Raw genomic sequence first — 17,266 nt, forward strand, 5'->3', positions numbered from 1 at the left:
GTGAGGTCGTCTGAAAACCAAGACAAAGTAGATTGGTCGGATTAGGGAATCCGACCGACAAAACAAACATAGATTTTTAAATCAAAAAGGTTCATCCAAAATGAACGACATGACTTTATATCTCATCATTGCCCTCGTGCCTTTGGCAGGCTCGCTGATTGCGGGTTTGTTCGGCAATAAAATCGGACGTGCCGGCGCGCATACGGTTACGATACTCGGCGTGGCGGTGTCCGCCGTGTTGTCGGCTTATGTGCTGTGGGGCTTTATCGACGGCAGCCGCGCCAAGTTTGACGAGAATGTCTATACCTGGCTGACGATGGGCGGTTTGGATTTTTCCGTCGGCTTCTTGGTCGATACGATGACGGCGATGATGATGGTCGTGGTCACCGGCGTATCGCTGATGGTACATATCTACACCATCGGCTATATGCACGATGAAAAAGTCGGCTACCAACGCTTCTTCAGCTACATTTCTTTATTTACTTTCAGCATGTTGATGCTGATTATGAGCAACAACTTCATCCAGCTCTTTTTCGGTTGGGAAGCTGTGGGCTTGGTGTCGTATCTCTTGATCGGTTTCTATTTCAAACGTCCGAGCGCGATTTTTGCCAACCTGAAAGCCTTTTTGGTTAACCGTGTCGGCGACTTCGGCTTTTTGCTCGGTATCGGCTTGGTGCTTGCCTATTTCGGCGGCAGCCTGCGCTATCAAGATGTATTCGCTTATCTGCCTAATGTTCAGACGGCCACCATTCAACTGTTCCCCGGTGTGGAATGGTCTTTGATTACCGTAACCTGTTTGCTGTTGTTTGTGGGTGCGATGGGTAAATCAGCGCAATTCCCGCTACACGTTTGGCTGCCTGATTCGATGGAAGGCCCGACACCGATTTCCGCGTTGATTCACGCCGCAACCATGGTTACCGCCGGTCTGTTCATGGTATCGCGTATGTCGCCGATTTATGAGATGAGCAGCACTGCGCTGTCTGTCATCATGGTAATCGGTGCGATTACTGCCCTGTTTATGGGTTTCTTGGGCGTGATTCAAAACGACATCAAACGTGTGGTTGCGTATTCTACCCTGTCGCAACTGGGCTACATGACCGTGGCTCTGGGCGCGTCCGCCTATTCCGTGGCGATGTTCCATGTGATGACTCACGCTTTCTTTAAAGCCTTGCTGTTCTTGGCTGCAGGTAGCGCGATTATCGGTATGCACCATGACCAAGATATGCGCCACATGGGCAACCTGAAAAAATACATGCCGATTACTTGGCTGACCATGCTGATCGGTAACTTGTCGCTGATCGGTACGCCGTTCTTCTCCGGCTTCTATTCCAAAGATTCGATTATCGAAGCGGCGAAATACAGCACCCTGCCGGGCAGTGGCTTTGCCTATTTTGCGGTCCTTGCCAGTGTGTTTGTTACTGCGTTCTACGCGTTCCGCCAATACTTTATGGTGTTCCACGGTGAAGAGAAATGGCGCAACCTGCCTGAGCATCATGACGATCATCATGGCGAAGAGCATCACGGCTTGGGCAAAAACGACAATCCGCACGAAAGCCCGTTGGTTGTTACCCTGCCTTTGATTCTGCTGGCCATTCCGTCCGTTATCATCGGCTACGTTGCCATTGAGCCTATGCTTTACGGCGATTTCTTTAAAGACGTAATCTTTGTCAATGCCGACGCGCATCCGACCATGCACATCATGAAGGAAGAGTTCCACGGCGCATTGGCAATGGTGTCACACAGCCTGCATTCGCCTGTACTCTACCTTGCTATCGCAGGTGTCTTAAGCGCATGGCTCCTGTACGTCAAACTGCCGCACCTGCCAGCGAAAATTGCACAGGCGTTCCGTCCGATTTACGTTTTGTTTGAAAACAAATACTACCTCGACGCCCTGTATTTCAACGTCTTCGCTAAAGGCACGCGCGCATTGGGTACCTTCTTCTGGAAAGTCGGCGATACCGCCATTATCGACAACGGTATTGTCAACGGCTCCGCCAAACTGGTCGGCGCGATTGCTGCGCAAGTGCGTAAAGCCCAAACCGGCTTTATCTACACCTACGCCGCTGCTATGGTATTCGGCGTATTGGTACTGCTCGGCATGACCTTCTGGGGATTGTTCCGATAAGAATAAGGTTTCAGACGGTCTTAAACCTTCAGGCCGTCTGAAACGAAGAAATATCCACATAAACACATTTTTATTTTAACCACAGGTTAACCACTATGTTTTCCAACTACCTACTCAGCTTGGCAATATGGATACCCATCGCCGCAGGTGTGCTGGTTTTGGCGACCGGTAAAGACAGCCGTGCGCCGCTGGCGCGTGTGCTTGCCTTCATGGGTGCGCTTGCCGGTTTCTTGGTAACGCTGCCCCTGTTTACCGGTTTCGACCGTTTGAGCGGCGGCTATCAGTTTACCGAGTTCCACGAGTGGATTCCGCTTCTGAAAATCAACTACGCATTGGGTGTAGATGGTATTTCAGTGCTCTTTATCATCTTGAATGCGTTTATTACGCTGTTGGTGGTATTGGCCGGTTGGGAAGTCATTCAGAAACGTCCGGCGCAGTATATGGCGGCATTCCTGATGATGTCGGGTTTGATTAACGGCGCGTTTGCTGCGCAGGATGCAATTCTGTTTTATGTGTTCTTCGAGGGTATGCTGATTCCGCTGTACCTGATTATCGGTGTATGGGGCGGCCCGCGCCGCGTCTATGCTTCGGTCAAGCTGTTCCTCTATACGCTGATGGGTTCGCTCTTGATGCTGGTTGCCATGGTTTACCTGTACTATCAAACAGGCAGCTTCTCTATTGTCGATTTCCAAAACATCAAACAGATTCCGTTGGGCGTACAACAGCTTTTGTTTATAGCGTTCTTCCTGTCATTCGCCGTAAAAGTGCCGATGTTCCCTGTGCACACTTGGTTGCCGGATGCCCACGTTGAAGCGCCGACCGGCGGTTCGATGGTGTTGGCGGCAATTACGCTGAAACTGGGTGCGTATGGTTTCTTGCGCTTCATCCTGCCGATTATGCCGGATGCGGCACGCTATTTTGCCCCTGTGATCATCGTATTGAGCCTGATTGCCGTAATTTATATCGGTATGGTGGCTTTGGTGCAAACCGATATGAAAAAACTAGTGGCGTACTCTTCCATCAGTCATATGGGTTTTGTCACTTTGGGCATGTTCCTGTTTGTGAACGGCCAGCTGAATGACTGGGCATTGAAAGGCGCAATCATTCAAATGATTTCCCACGGTTTCGTGTCTGCCGCGATGTTTATGTGTATCGGCGTGATGTACGACCGCCTGCATACCCGCAATATTGCTGACTATGGCGGCGTGGTCAATGTGATGCCTAAGTTTGCGGCGTTTATGATGTTGTTCGGTATGGCCAATGCCGGTCTGCCTGCGACTTCCGGCTTCGTGGGCGAGTTTATGGTGATTATGGGTGCGGTTAAAGTGAATTTCTGGGTAGGCGCGTTGGCTGCTATGACCCTGATTTACGGTGCGTCTTATACCCTGTGGATGTATAAACGCGTTATTTTTGGTGCGATCCACAATCCGCACGTTGCCGAAATGAAAGACATCAATTGCCGCGAATTTGCGATTTTGGCGATTTTGGCGGTTGCTGTTTTGGGCATGGGTCTGTATCCGCAAGCGTTTATCGAAGTGGTGCATCAAGCGGCAAACGATTTGATTGCCCATGTGGCACAAAGCAAGATTTGAGGTGTGTAAATGAACTGGTCTGATTTGAATTTAATGCCCGCCATGCCCGAAATCGTGCTGCTTGCGCTATTGGGTGTCGTATTGCTGGCAGACTTGTGGATTTGCGATAAAAACCGCTATCTGACCCATCTGATGAGTTTGGGAACGGTCATTGTCGTGGCCATTACCCAATTGGCGGTATGGGAGCAGGGCAGTATCGATGCCTTTCACGGTATGTATATTGCAGACGGCATGTCCCGTTTGGCAAAACTGGTACTGTATGCGCTGACGTTTGGTTTGTTTATTTACAGTAAACCGTACAACCAAGACCGCCAAATCTTTAAAGGCGAGTTTTACACCCTGTCGCTGTTTGCCCTGTTGGGTATGAGCGTCATGGTCAGCTCGGCACATTTCTTGACTGCGTATATCGGTTTGGAATTGTTGTCTTTATCGCTATATGCCATGATTGCCCTACGCCGCGATTCCGGTCGTTCTGCCGAGGCCGCGCTGAAATACTTCGTATTGGGCGCGTTGGCCTCCGGTTTGCTACTCTATGGTATTTCTATGGTTTACGGCGCCACCGGTTCTCTTGATTTTGCTTCCGTCTTGGCTTCTGCTTTCAATGAGCAGGCCAACGAGTGGCTGTTGAAATTGGGTATGGTGTTTATTGTAGTTGCCATTGCATTTAAATTGGGTGCGGTTCCATTCCATATGTGGGTGCCCGATGTGTACGATGGTGCGCCGACCTCTGTTACCGCCTTTGTGGGTACGGCTCCGAAAATCGCCGCCGTTGTCTTTGCGTTCCGTATCCTTGTTACTGGCATGGGTACCATACATTCAGACTGGGCGCCGATGTTGGCCATTCTTGCCGTTGCTTCTTTGGTGGTCGGTAACCTTGCCGCCATCATGCAAACCAATATCAAACGTATGCTTGCCTATTCCACTGTATCGCACATGGGCTTTATCCTGTTGGCGTTTATGGCAGGCGCAGTCGGCTTTACTGCAGGTTTGTATTACGCCATTACCTATGCTTTGATGGCGGCAGTCAGCTTCGGTGTTTTGATGGTATTGTCCACCAAAGACATTGAATGTGAAAATATCAAAGACCTCGCAGGCCTTAACCAACGCCATGCATGGTTTGCCTTCCTGATGTTGCTGTCTATGTTCTCCATGGCGGGTATTCCGCCGCTGATGGGTTTTTACGCCAAATTCGGCGTGATTATGGCACTCTTGAAACAAGGCCATGTTTGGTTGTCCGTATTTGCCGTCATCATGTCGCTGATTGGCGCCTTCTACTACCTGCGCGTGGTCAAAGTCATCTACTTCGATGCGCCTGATCATGACCAGCCGGTCGGCAGTAACTATGCCGCTAAATTTGTTCTGACGGTCAATGCCTTCTTGCTGCTCCTGTGGGGTATCATGCCGCAAACCGTTATCGACTGGTGTGCCAAAGCATTGGAAAATACCCTGTAAGCTTCAAACAAAACCAACGGCGGCTGTTCCAAAGCCGCCGTTTTTGTTAGGATTCGCATTCGGATGAAATATACCCAAAGTTCAGACGGCCTCAAGCCTTTGAACAATCATCAAGCAGGTATCATCAAGATATTGAATATTCCACGGATAATGATGGGCAAGAATGCCCATTTAACATGTTAAAATCACATATAGGCCGTCTGAAAACCGAAAGACCATCATGACCGCATCCATGTACATTCTTTTGCTGTTGGCACTTATCTTTGCCAACGCACCATTTATTACCACCAAATTCTTCGGCATCATCGCCCTGAAACGCAAACATATCGGCCATCACTTGATCGAGTTGCTGGCAGGCTTCCTTCTTACCTCGATCCTCGCCTATATCCTCGAATCGCGAGCTGGTGCCGTGCATGCCCAAGATTGGGAGTTTTACGCGACCGTTGTCTGCCTCTACCTGATTTTTGCTTTTCCATGCTTTGTATGGCGTTACTTTTGGAATGAACGGAATAGAGAGTAGGATTTGAATTAGGAAAAGGCCGTCTGAAAGATTTTCAGACGGCCTTTATTTTGTTTGATGTTAAATATCGGTTAGAAAACAAGGCTGTTGGGGCGTAAAGCCTTGTCGTGGTGGCGGTTTAACGGTACTATTCTCGGTTAATCCTGTTTTATTCCTATGAAATTGAAAGTATAAGATGATTAATGATATTCAAAAGACAGCTGAAGGCAAAATGCAGCGTTCTCTGGAAGTATTGAAAGACAATTTGGCTAAAGTGCGTACCGGCCGTGCGCATACCGGCCTGCTCGACCAAGTGGAAGTGGAATACTGGGGCAGCATGGTGCCTGTGAGCCAAGTGGCAAACGTAACGCTTTTGGATGCGCGTACGATCGGTGTGAAACCGTTCGAGAGCAATATGGCTGCAAAAGTCGAGAAAGCGATTCGTGATTCCAACTTGGGCCTGAACCCTGCTTCTGTCGGTGATTTGATCCGTGTTCCAATGCCTATGTTGACTGAGGAACGCCGTAAAGATTTGATCAAAGTAGTACGCGGCGAAGCGGAAGAGGGCCGTGTGTCTATCCGCAATGTGCGCCGTGATGCAAACGACCACATCAAAAAATTGTTGAAAGACAAAGAAATTTCTGAAGATGAAGCCCGCCGAGGCGAGGAAGCGGTTCAGAAGTTGACCGACAAATATATTGCTGAGGCAGACAAGCTCTTGGCTGCCAAAGAAGAAGATTTGATGGCGATTTAATCCTGTGTGCAAACCGTTCAGACGGCCTTTGGACGGTTTGTTCCCTGAAAGGCAGACATGAAAAGCAGTACGCAGACGATTTTGGAACACTCTGCCATCCCCCGACATATTGCCGTGATTATGGACGGCAACGGACGTTGGGCAAAGAAGCGTTTTCTTCCCCGTGTGATGGGGCATAAGCGCGGTTTGGATGCGCTGGAGAACATGGTGAAGCATTGTGCTGAGCTGGGTGTGCAGTATTTGACCGTGTTTGCTTTTTCGACTGAAAACTGGCGACGCCCCGAGGAAGAGGTTTCTTTTCTGATGGGGCTGTTTTTGCAGGCTTTGCAAAAGCAGGTGCGCCGTTTGCACGATAACAATATGCGCTTGAAAGTCATCGGCAGCCGTGAGCGGTTTAATGCTGAAATCCTGAAGGGGATTGAGGCGGCAGAGGCGTTGACGGCAAACAATGCCGGCTTGACTTTGAGCATTGCCGCCGATTATGGCGGCCGCTGGGATATTTTGCAGGCGGCAAATCAGTTGATTGCCGAGGGTGCAACCGAGATTACGGAAGAGGCGTTGTCGCGCTATTTGATGTTGGGCGATGCACCCGAGCCGGATTTGTTTATCCGAACCGGCGGCGAGACGCGCATCAGTAATTTCCTGCTGTGGCAGATGGCGTACGCGGAATTGTATTTTACGGATACGCTGTGGCCTGATTTTAATGAGAAATCGCTGAACGAGGCGATTGTTTCGTTCCAAAAACGGGAGCGCCGCTTCGGGCGGACTTCCGAACAGCTGCCGCTTGAGCAGCAACGGGGTTGAGAATTATGTTGAAACAACGGATTTTAACGGCGCTGTGGCTCTTGCCGCTGATGCTGGTCATGCTGTTTTATGCACCTATGTGGTTGTGGGCGGCGTTTTGTGGCCTGATTGCTATGTTGGTTTTGTGGGAATATGCCCGCATGAGCGGCTTGGACAAGCTGAAAATCAATCATTATTTAGCGTCAACGCTGGTGTTCGGCGTGATTGCCTATGCCGGCGGTTGGCAGCTGCCTGATTTGGTTTGGTGTGTCGTATTGGCGTTTTGGCTGATTGTCATGCCTTGGTGGCTGAAAGCGAAATGGAAGTTAAACGGCGGCTGGCAGGCTTACACTGTCGGTTGGTTGTTGGTGATGCCGTTTTGGTTCGCACTGGTTTACCTGCGCCCTCAGCCTGAAGACGCGCTGTCTTTATTGGCGATTATGGGCTTGGTGTGGGTGGCCGATATTGGCGCGTATTTCTGCGGCAAGTCGTTTGGCAAGCGCAAAATTGCGCCGACCATCAGTCCGGGTAAAAGCTGGGAGGGTGCGATCGGCGGCGCATTGTGCGTTGCCGTGTACATGACCATCGTATGGAAAGCCGGTTGGCTGACTTTTGAAGCCGGTTGGTTCAAAACGATTTTGATCGGCTTGATTCTGACCGTGGTTAGCGTGTGCGGCGATTTGCTGGAAAGCTGGCTCAAACGTGCGGCCGGTATCAAAGACAGCAGCAATCTGTTGCCGGGACACGGCGGCGTGTTCGACCGTGTGGACAGCCTGATTGCCGTTATCAGCATTTATGCCGCTTTCGTATATTTGTTTTAAACCGCCTGTCTCACGTTGTTGAGGGAGCTGATTATGTCCGAACAAAAACAGATTTCATCTTTATCGATTTTGGGCGTATTGTTGGCACTGGGATTGATGGCTGCGGCGTTTATTTTGGGCGTGCAGTTTAAGAATCTGCGCCAACCGGGGACGATTACTGTAAAAGGTTTGGCGGAGAAAAACTTCCAATCCGACAGCGCTACGTGGAATACGGGCGTGAACGCGCACGGCGAGAGCTATCAGGAAGTTTTGGATTTGCTGACGGCAAGACGCAAAAAGCTGTCTAAGTTTTTGGGCGAGCAAGGCTTTACGGCGGCTGAAATGAAAGTGGGCCTGCCTGAAGTGTCGCGCGTTTTCAATGAAACCCGCGACGAACTGGGCAACGTAACCCGCACGCCCAACGGCTACGACGGCGACCTCAATATTGTGGTCAACACCAAAAAACTGGACAAAATCCAGGCCGCCCAGCGCGCCATTTTGAATTTCCGTGCGCAAAACGAATTCATCCGCTTCGACAATCCGCAATATTTGCTGGGCAATTTGGAAACCATCAAACGCGATTTGATCACGCAGGCGACTGAGGATGCGCAGAAACGAGCGGCCGAGTTTGCCAAAACCGGCGGCGGCAAAGTGGGCGCCATGCGTTCTGCTTCGCAAGGCTCGTTCAACATCTATGCCGACACCGGCAGCAGTGAGGACGACGAATACGGCGGTTCTTACGATAAAAGCACCGTCGGCAAACAAGTCCGACTGGTTGTTACCATCGAATACGGCATTGAGTAATTCTTTCAGACGGCCTGTTTAACCGGTAGGCAAAAGGCCGTCTGAAAATTGGAAACGGCAAAGAAATCTATTTCAAACACAATGAATACCGTTTGCACAGCACACAAAGAACACACCATGACACAACAAGTTCTGACCATATTAGGCAGTACCGGCAGCATAGGCGAAAGCACTTTGGACGTTATTTCCCGCCATCCCGAAAAATTCCGCGTGTTCGCGCTGGCAGGGCATAGGCAGGTGGACAAGCTGGCGGCGCAATGCAAACAGTTCCGTCCGGAATATGCCGTTGTCGGCGATGCCGACCATGCGGCCGAGCTGGAAAAGAAACTCAAACAAGAAGGCATCGATACGCAGGTTTTATATGGTGCTCAAGCCCTGATTGATGTGGCTTCGGCCGATGAAGTCAGCGGCGTGATGTGTGCCATTGTCGGCGCGGCCGGTTTGCCGTCGGCTTTGGCCGCCGCTCAAAAGGGCAAAACCATTTATCTGGCCAACAAAGAAACGTTGGTGGTTTCCGGCGCATTGTTCATGGAAACCGCCCGTCAAAACGGCGCCGCCGTCTTGCCGATTGACAGCGAACACAACGCCATCTTCCAAGTATTGCCAAGGGATTACACAGGCCGTCTGAATGAGCACGGTATCAATTCGATTATCCTGACCGCATCGGGCGGCCCGTTCCTTAACACCGATTTAAGTACATTTGACAGCATTACGCCCGAGCAGGCGGTCAAGCATCCGAATTGGAGTATGGGGCGAAAAATTTCCGTTGATTCTGCATCAATGATGAATAAGGGCTTGGAGTTGATTGAGGCGCATTGGCTGTTTAACTGTCCGCCGGAAAAACTGGAAGTCGTCATCCATCCGCAATCCGTGATACACAGCATGGTGCGTTATCGCGATGGTTCGGTATTGGCGCAGTTGGGTAATCCCGATATGCGTACGCCGATTGCTTATTGTTTGGGTCTGCCCGAACGCATCGATTCCGGCGTGGGCGAGTTGGATTTCGGCGCGTTGTCCGCTTTGACCTTCCAAAAGCCTGATTTTGACCGTTTCCCATGTCTGAAACTTGCCTATCAGGCCATGAATGCAGGTGGCGCCGCGCCTTGCGTGTTGAACGCCGCCAACGAAGTTGCCGTGGCCGCTTTCTTGGATAAACGCATCAAGTTTACCGATATTGCCCAAGTCGTTGCCCACTGCCTTGCCCAAGATTTTTCAGACGGCCGTCACGATATCGAAGGCCTGCTGGCGCAAGACGCGCAAACACGCAGACAGGCAGAAGCCTTTATCGGCAAACAATAAAGCTTCAATGACAGGCCGTCTGAAACGCCAACCGCTTGGCATTTAGGCAGACAAAATGGAACAACTGCCTTTATAATCGGTTTTCAGACGGCCTTATCCGTTGATTATCACATTCCACCCAGGGGATTTTTTTTGCAAACCTTTTTAGCCTTTATCGTCGCCATTCTGATTTTGGTCAGCCTGCATGAGTTCGGACACTATATTGTTGCCCGCTGGTGCGGCGTTAAAGTCGTGCGCTTTTCCGTCGGCTTCGGTAAGCCCTTTTTCACCCGAAAACGCGGCGATACCGAGTGGTGTCTTGCCCCGATTCCGCTGGGCGGTTACGTTAAAATGGTCGATACGCGCGAAGGCGAGGTGGCGGAGGCAGATTTGCCGTATGCCTTTGACAAGCAGCATCCGGCCAAGCGCATCGCCATTGTTGCCGCCGGCCCTTTGACCAATTTGATTTTGGCCGTTTTGCTTTACGGTTTGAGCTTTTCCTTCGGCGTAACCGAGTTGCGCCCCTATGTCGGCATGGTCGAGCCTGCCAGTATTGCCGCCAAAGCAGGTTTTCAGGCAGGCGATAAGATTGTATCGGTCAACGGAATCGCCGTAAAAGACTGGAGCGATGCGCAAACCGAGATGGTGTTGAACCTTGAAGCCGGTCCTGTAAAAGTCGCCGTTCAGACGGCCTCAAATGCCCAAGCCGTCCGCATAATTGATGCCGCCGGTACGCCTGAAGCAGGTAAAGTTGCGAAAAACCAAGGCAACATCGGCCTTTTGCCTTTTAGAATTACTAACCGCATCGGCAAAGTCTTGGCTGATAGTCCGGCCGAAAAAGCAGGTTTGAAGGAAAACGACAAACTGCTGACCGCCGATGGGAAGCCCATCGAAAGCTGGCAGGCATGGACGGAACTCTTCCGCGCCAGCCCCGGCAAACGAATCGAACTGACTTACGAGCGCGACGGTAAAATACTGGTGACCGCTATCCGGCCGGACAGCGTCGAGCAGTCGGCAGGCGTGCTGGTGGGTAGAGCAGGGCTTGCTGCCCAGGCGGATAAAGAGTGGGATAAAACCATCCGCTACCGTTATACGCCTTCCGTTGCCCAAGCCTTTGAATTGGGTTGGAACAAAACCGTCAACTATTCGTGGACGACCCTCAAATTTTTTGGAAAACTGGTTACAGGCAATGCCTCTTTGAACCATATTTCCGGCCCCCTGACCATTGCCGATGTCGCCGGACAATCCGCCAAACTCGGATTGCAGAGCTACCTTGAATTTCTGGCCTTGGTCAGCATCAGCTTAGGCGTGTTGAACCTTTTGCCCGTGCCCGTTTTAGACGGAGGACATCTGGTTTTCTATACCGCCGAATGGATACGCGGAAAGCCTTTGAGCGAGCGCATACAGGCAGCCGGCCTGCGCTTCGGACTGGCAGCCATGCTTTTGATGATGGCTGTGGCTTTCTTTAATGACATCAACCGTTTGTTTGGATAATTTATGAAACTGAACCAGATTGCTTCCGCTTTAATGGTATTGAGCCTGTCCCCGCTGGCATTGGCTGACTTTACCATTCAGGACATCCGCGTCGAAGGCCTGCAACGCACCGAGCCAAGTACCGTCTTCAACTACCTACCCGTTAAAGTCGGTGATAATTTCAATGATGCGCGCAGTGAAGAAATCATTAAAAAACTCTACGCAACCGGTTTCTTTGACGACGTACGCGTCGAAACCATGGACAATCAAGTCCTGCTGACCGTGATTGAGCGTCCGACCATCAGCTCGCTCAATATTACCGGCGCGAAAATGCTGCAAAACGATGCCATCAAGAAAAACCTTGAAGCCTTCGGTTTGGCGCAATCCCAATACTTCAACCAAGCAACGCTGAACCAAGCCGTTGCCGGTTTGAAAGAAGAGTATTTGAGCCGCGGCAAACAGTCTGTCCAAATCACGCCGACTGTAACCAAACTCGCCCGCAACCGCGTGTCTATCGATATTGCCATCGAAGAGGGCAAATCTACCAAGATTACCGATATTTCATTTGAAGGCAACGAAGTTTATTCCGACCGCCGTCTGATGAAGCAAATGTCCCTGAGCGAAGGCGGCATGTGGACTTGGATCACTAAGAGCAACCAGTTCAATGAGCAAAAATTTGCTCAGGACATGGAAAAAATCACCAATTACTACCAAAACAACGGCTACTTCAACTTCCGTATTTTGGATACCGATATCCAAACCAACGAAGACAAAACCAAGCAAACCATTAAAGTAACTGTCAGCGAAGGCGACCGCTTCCGCTGGGGCAATGTACGCATCGAAGGCGATACGCTGGAAGTGCCGAAAGAAGATTTGGAAAAACTGCTGACCATGAAGCCGGGCAAATGGTACGAGCGCGCGCAAATGTCCAATTCGCTCGAAGCCATTCAAAACCGCATGGGTCAGGCAGGTTACGCATTCAGCGAAATCAATGTCCAACCTATTCCAAATGCCGAAACGCATACCGTTGATTTTGTACTGACCGTTCAACCGGGCCGCAAAATCTATGTAAACGAAATCAACATTACCGGCAACAACAAAACCCGTGACGAAGTCATCCGCCGCGAGTTGCGCCAAATGGAATCGGCGCCTTACGATTCTGCCAAACTGCAACGTTCTAAAGAGCGCGTTGAGTTGTTGGGCTACTTCGACAACGTTCAATTTGATGCGGCTCCTGTGGCCAATACGCCTGACCAAGTTGACCTGAACATGAGCCTGACCGAACGTTCTACCGGCTCGCTCGACTTGAGCGCAGGTTGGGTTCAGGATACCGGTTTGGTGATGTCTGCCGGCGTGGCTCAAGACAACCTGTTCGGTACGGGTAAATCCGTTGCCCTGCGCGCTTCCCGCAGTAAAACCACAGTAAACGGCTCATTGTCGTTTACCGACCCATATTTCACACCTGACGGCGTAAGCTTGGGCTACGACCTTTACGGCAAGTCTTACGACCCGCGTAAAGCTTCTTCCAGCGCGAAACAATATAAAACCACGACTTTCGGCGGCGGTTTGCGTATCGGTATTCCGGTTACCGAATATGACCGTGTAAACTTCGGTTTGGCCGCAGAGCGTCTGACTGTTAACACCTACAAAGGCGCGCCTAAACGCTATGCCGACTTTATCAATCAATACGGTAAAGGCGACGGCAGTGGCGTGGGTAACTTCAAAGGCTGGTTGTACAAAGGTACCATCGGCTGGGGCCGCAACAAAACCGACAATGCCTTGTGGCCGACCCGCGGTTACCTGACCGGCGTAAACGGCGAAATCGCTTTGCCGGGCAGCGACCTGCAATACTACACCCTGACCCACAACCAAACTTGGTTCTTCCCGTTGAGCAAAGATTTCACGCTGATGCTGGGTGGCGAAGTCGGTTATGGCAACGGCTACGGCAAAACCAAAACAATGCCGTTCTTTGAGAACTTCTACGGCGGCGGTTTAGGCTCCGTCCGCGGCTTTGAAAGCGGTACGCTGGGCCCGAAAGTCTATGACGAATACGGCGAGAAAATCAGCTACGGCGGTAACAAAAAAGCCAACGTTTCCGCAGAGTTGCTCTTCCCGATGCCGGGTATTAAAGATTCGCGTACCGTCCGTCTGAGCCTGTTTGCCGATGCGGGCAGCGTGTGGGACGGCAAAACCTACAACGACAGCAGCAGCAATTCTTATTACACCAACGGCGCGCTCCAAAACGTGTATGGCGTAGGCACAACGCACAAATCGACATTCAAAAACGAATTGCGTTACTCTGCCGGTGCTGCCGTGACCTGGCTCTCTCCGCTGGGTCCGATGAAGTTCAGTTATGCTTATCCGATTAAGAAAAAAGAAGGCGACGAAATCCAACGCTTCCAATTCCAACTCGGTACGACATTCTGATGATGTTTAGGCCGTCTGAAACCGGGTTTGTCCGTTTCAGACGGCCTCATGGCAGATTGGCGGCAAGCTTATTGCAAACCGCCCGTTTGTTTTCAAGCAAGGATTTTTATCATGAGTAAAATAGCCGACACCCTCCGTGTCCTCACCGTAGCCCTGCCGGGTTTCGTGCTGTTGCCGCAAGCGGCGGCGGATGGCGTGCAGAAAATCGGTTTTATCAATACCGAGCGCGTTTATCAGGAATCCAAGCAGGCGCAAAGCATTCAGATGACTTTGGAAAAAGAGTTCAAAAGCCGTCAAACCGCCTTGCAAAAGCTGCAGCAGGAAGGCGAGGCTTTGGAGCGAAAACTGAGTAGCGACAAGCTCAGCGACAGCCAAAGGGAAGCGGAAACCCAAAAATGGCGCAATCTGGTACAGAAATTCCGCAAGCAGCAGACCGAGTTGGCAGAAGACTACAACCTGCGCCGCAATGAAGAATTCGCCGCGCTCCAGCAAAATGCCAACCGCGTCATCGTCGATTTGGCCAAGCGCGAAGGTTACGACTTCATCTTGCAGGACGTGATTTACGTCAACGGTCGCTATGATATTACCGACAGCGTTATCAAAGCCCTAAACGCACACTGACCCTGCTCGGCAGCGAATGTAACCATACAGACAAACCTAAGGCCGTCTGAAACCCAAACCGGCATCTTTCAGACGGCCTGACATCTTGACGGCAGATTATCATGACTTCACAAGCATACACCCTGTCCCAAATAGTTTCCCAACTCGGCGGCGAATGGAAAGGCGAAGACATCGCCATTACCGCCGTCCGTCCATTGGATCAAGCGCAGGCGGAACACATCAGCTTTTTGGCCAACCCGAAATATAAAGCCGAAGTACACGACAGCCAAGCAGGCGCAGTGATTGTGTCGCCGAAAGCCGCAGACGAATTTGCGGGCCGCAACCTGATTGTGGCTGCCGATCCTTATCTTTATTTTGCCAAAGTGGCACGATTGTTCTCGCCGATTGTCAAAGCACAGGGCGGCGTACATCCGACCGCTGTTGTCGAAGCGAGCGCAAAAGTACCGGCAAGCTGCGAAATCGGCGCGAATGCCTATATCGGCGCGAATGCCGTATTGGGCGAAGGCTGCCGTATTTTGGCCAATGCCGTTGTCCAACATGATTGCACGTTGGGCGATGAAGTCGTGCTGCATCCAAACGCTGTCATCTATTACGGCTGCACTTTGGGCAACCGTGTCGAAATCCACAGCGGCGCAGTCATCGGCGCAGACGGTTTCGGCTTGGCCTTCGCCGGCGATTCATGGTTTAAAATCCCGCAAACCGGCGCAGTCACGCTGGGCGATGATGTGGAAATCGGTTCGAACACCAATATCGACCGTGGCGCAATGAGCGACACGACCGTCGGCAACGGCACCAAAATCGACAACCAAGTCCAAATCGGCCACAACTGCAAAATCGGTTCGCACACCGTTATCGCCGCCAAAACCGGTATTTCCGGCAGCGTCACCATCGGCAATTATTGCATTATCGGCGGCGGCGTCGGCACGGTCGGACACATCGAAATCGCCGATAAAACCACCATCGGCGGCGGTACATCCGTTACCCACAGCATTACCGAAAGCGGCCAGCATTTGGCCGGTATTTTCCCGATGTCGGGCTACAAAGACTGGGCGCGCAATGCCGTTTATATCCACCGTTTGAGCGAAATGAACAAACGCCTCAAAACGCTGGAAAAACAGCTTGCCGACAGCGACGAAGCCTAAAGGCAGCGCAAACAGTCCGCGCCCCGCATCCGAATACGTTTAAACCCAATACAAACAAGGAAAGACGAACATCATGGACGTACAACTCCCGATCGAAGCCAAAGACATTCAAAAACTTATCCCACACCGTTATCCGTTTTTGCAACTCGACCGCATTACTGCGTTCGAACCGATGAAAACCCTGACTGCGATTAAAAACGTCACCATGAACGAGCCGCAGTTCCAAGGCCACTTTCCCGACCTGCCCGTGATGCCTGGCGTGTTGATTATCGAAGCCATGGCGCAAGCGTGCGGCACACTGGCCATCCTCAGCGAAGGCGGCCGCAAAGAAAACGAATTCTTCTTCTTCGCCGGTATCGACGATGCCCGTTTCAAACGCCAAGTCATCCCCGGCGACCAACTGGTTTTTGAAGTCGAGCTGCTGACCAACAAACGCGGTATCGGCAAATTCAACGCCGTTGCCAAAGTCGACGGCCAAGTTGCCGTTGAAGCCGTGATTATGTGCGCCAAACGCGTGGTGTAAGAATGGGACAGGCCGTCTGAACGTTCAGACGGCATCTTGCAGGCAATACCTGTATCAGACAGCAAGGAGACAGCATGACCCTTATCCATCCGACCGCCGTCATCGACCCTAAAGCCGAACTCGACTCCAGCGTCAAAGTCGGCCCATACAGCATCATCGGCCCCAATGTGCAAATCGGTGCGAATACCGAAATCGGCCCGCACGTCGTCATCAACGGCCATACGACCATCGGTGAAAACAACCGCATTTTCCAATTTGCCAGCCTCGGCGAAATTCCGCAGGACAAAAAATACCGCGATGAGCCGACCAAGCTGATTATCGGCAACGGCAACACCATTCGCGAATTTACGACGTTCAACCTCGGCACGGTTACCGGTATCGGCGAAACCCGTATCGGCGACGACAACTGGATTATGGCCTACTGCCACCTCGCCCATGACTGCGTGGTCGGCAACCATACCATCTTCGCCAACAACGCCTCACTCGCAGGCCACGTTACCATCGGCGACTACGTCGTCTTGGGCGGCTACACGCTGGTGTTCCAGTTCTGCCAAATCGGCGACTACGCCATGACCGCGTTTGCCGCCGGCGTACACAAAGACGTACCGCCGTACTTCATGGCTGCAGGCTACCGCGCCGAACCGGCCGGCCTCAACAGCGAAGGTATGCGCCGCAACGGTTTCACTGCCGAACAAATTGCCTCCGTCAAAGATGCGTATAAAACCATTTACCATCGCGGCATTCCGTTTGAAGAGGCCAAGGCAGACATTCTGAAACGTGCCGAAACCCAAAGCGAATTGGCGGTATTTAAAGACTTTTTTGCACAATCCACACGCGGCATTATCCGTTGATGGATGGATTGAAGGCCGTCTGAAACTTTTTCAGACGGCCTTTGGATTGCAAAAATCCGCGCAGTAGGGCAGGTTTCCTGTCTGTTTGCCGCCGATGCCGTCTGAAAACGGGCGGGCAAATGTCTGCCCAAAATCTTTTAGC

Annotated in this window: 15 protein-coding genes; all 15 read left to right on the plus strand. The window is 51.4% G+C overall.

Going from position 1 to position 17,266, the window contains the following annotated elements; translation table 11 throughout:
• Window positions 1-100: 100 nt before the first annotated feature.
• The 15 genes from nuoL to lpxA all read left to right on the plus strand — a co-directional run bounded on the left by nuoL (window position 101) and on the right by lpxA (window position 17,124).
• The gene (gene nuoL / locus LPB400_RS02125) at window positions 101-2,125 is read left to right on the plus strand and encodes an NADH-quinone oxidoreductase subunit L (RefSeq protein WP_070606423.1); all 2,025 of its coding nucleotides are present in this window, start codon (window positions 101-103) and stop codon (window positions 2,123-2,125) included.
• A 95-nt stretch (window positions 2,126-2,220) separates the two neighbouring features.
• Window positions 2,221-3,717: an NADH-quinone oxidoreductase subunit M gene (locus LPB400_RS02130; protein ID WP_107792271.1), complete on the plus strand. Its 1,497-nt coding sequence runs from the start codon at window positions 2,221-2,223 to the stop codon at window positions 3,715-3,717.
• 9 nt (window positions 3,718-3,726) lie between these two features.
• Window positions 3,727-5,169, plus strand: a complete 1,443-nt coding sequence (nuoN, locus tag LPB400_RS02135; RefSeq protein ID WP_107792270.1) for an NADH-quinone oxidoreductase subunit NuoN — start codon at window positions 3,727-3,729, stop codon at window positions 5,167-5,169.
• Between the two features lie 220 nt (window positions 5,170-5,389).
• A complete protein-coding gene (locus LPB400_RS02140) occupies window positions 5,390-5,689 on the plus strand; it encodes a DUF2818 family protein (protein ID WP_107768626.1) in 300 nt (99 codons plus the stop codon).
• 175 nt (window positions 5,690-5,864) lie between these two features.
• Complete coding sequence (gene frr, locus LPB400_RS02145) at window positions 5,865-6,422, plus strand: ribosome recycling factor (protein ID WP_003686718.1); 558 nt, start codon at window positions 5,865-5,867, stop codon at window positions 6,420-6,422.
• A gap of 57 nt (window positions 6,423-6,479) precedes the next feature.
• A complete protein-coding gene (locus tag LPB400_RS02150; protein ID WP_107768627.1) occupies window positions 6,480-7,226 on the plus strand; it encodes an isoprenyl transferase in 747 nt (248 codons plus the stop codon).
• 5 nt (window positions 7,227-7,231) lie between these two features.
• Entirely contained in the window at window positions 7,232-8,026 is a 795-nt protein-coding gene (locus tag LPB400_RS02155; protein ID WP_070461055.1) for a phosphatidate cytidylyltransferase, read from the plus strand.
• Between the two features lie 33 nt (window positions 8,027-8,059).
• Window positions 8,060-8,809 (plus strand): SIMPL domain-containing protein, encoded by a 750-nt coding sequence (locus tag LPB400_RS02160; protein ID WP_003747899.1) that lies wholly within the window; start codon window positions 8,060-8,062, stop codon window positions 8,807-8,809.
• Window positions 8,810-8,926: 117 nt separating this feature from the next.
• A complete protein-coding gene (gene ispC, locus LPB400_RS02165; RefSeq protein WP_070461110.1) occupies window positions 8,927-10,108 on the plus strand; it encodes a 1-deoxy-D-xylulose-5-phosphate reductoisomerase in 1,182 nt (393 codons plus the stop codon).
• Between the two features lie 132 nt (window positions 10,109-10,240).
• A complete protein-coding gene (rseP, locus tag LPB400_RS02170) occupies window positions 10,241-11,581 on the plus strand; it encodes an RIP metalloprotease RseP (protein WP_070461057.1) in 1,341 nt (446 codons plus the stop codon).
• Window positions 11,582-11,584: 3 nt separating this feature from the next.
• Window positions 11,585-13,987, plus strand: a complete 2,403-nt coding sequence (gene bamA, locus LPB400_RS02175; protein WP_107792269.1) for an outer membrane protein assembly factor BamA — start codon at window positions 11,585-11,587, stop codon at window positions 13,985-13,987.
• 111 nt (window positions 13,988-14,098) lie between these two features.
• On the plus strand, window positions 14,099-14,608 hold the full coding sequence (locus LPB400_RS02180) for an OmpH family outer membrane protein (RefSeq protein ID WP_219089235.1): 510 nt from the start codon (window positions 14,099-14,101) through the stop codon (window positions 14,606-14,608).
• Between the two features lie 101 nt (window positions 14,609-14,709).
• Window positions 14,710-15,750, plus strand: a complete 1,041-nt coding sequence (gene lpxD, locus LPB400_RS02185) for a UDP-3-O-(3-hydroxymyristoyl)glucosamine N-acyltransferase (RefSeq protein WP_070649350.1) — start codon at window positions 14,710-14,712, stop codon at window positions 15,748-15,750.
• A 73-nt stretch (window positions 15,751-15,823) separates the two neighbouring features.
• Window positions 15,824-16,273 carry a 3-hydroxyacyl-ACP dehydratase FabZ gene (fabZ, locus tag LPB400_RS02190; RefSeq protein ID WP_003681704.1) on the plus strand — a complete coding sequence of 150 codons (450 nt, stop codon included), beginning with the start codon at window positions 15,824-15,826 and terminating at the stop codon, window positions 16,271-16,273.
• A 74-nt stretch (window positions 16,274-16,347) separates the two neighbouring features.
• A complete protein-coding gene (gene lpxA / locus LPB400_RS02195) occupies window positions 16,348-17,124 on the plus strand; it encodes an acyl-ACP--UDP-N-acetylglucosamine O-acyltransferase (RefSeq protein ID WP_107723875.1) in 777 nt (258 codons plus the stop codon).
• Window positions 17,125-17,266 lie beyond the last annotated feature (142 nt).

The sequence above is a fragment of the Neisseria perflava genome, from assembly GCF_019334725.1.
Taxonomy (GTDB): Bacteria; Pseudomonadota; Gammaproteobacteria; order Burkholderiales; family Neisseriaceae; genus Neisseria; species Neisseria subflava_A.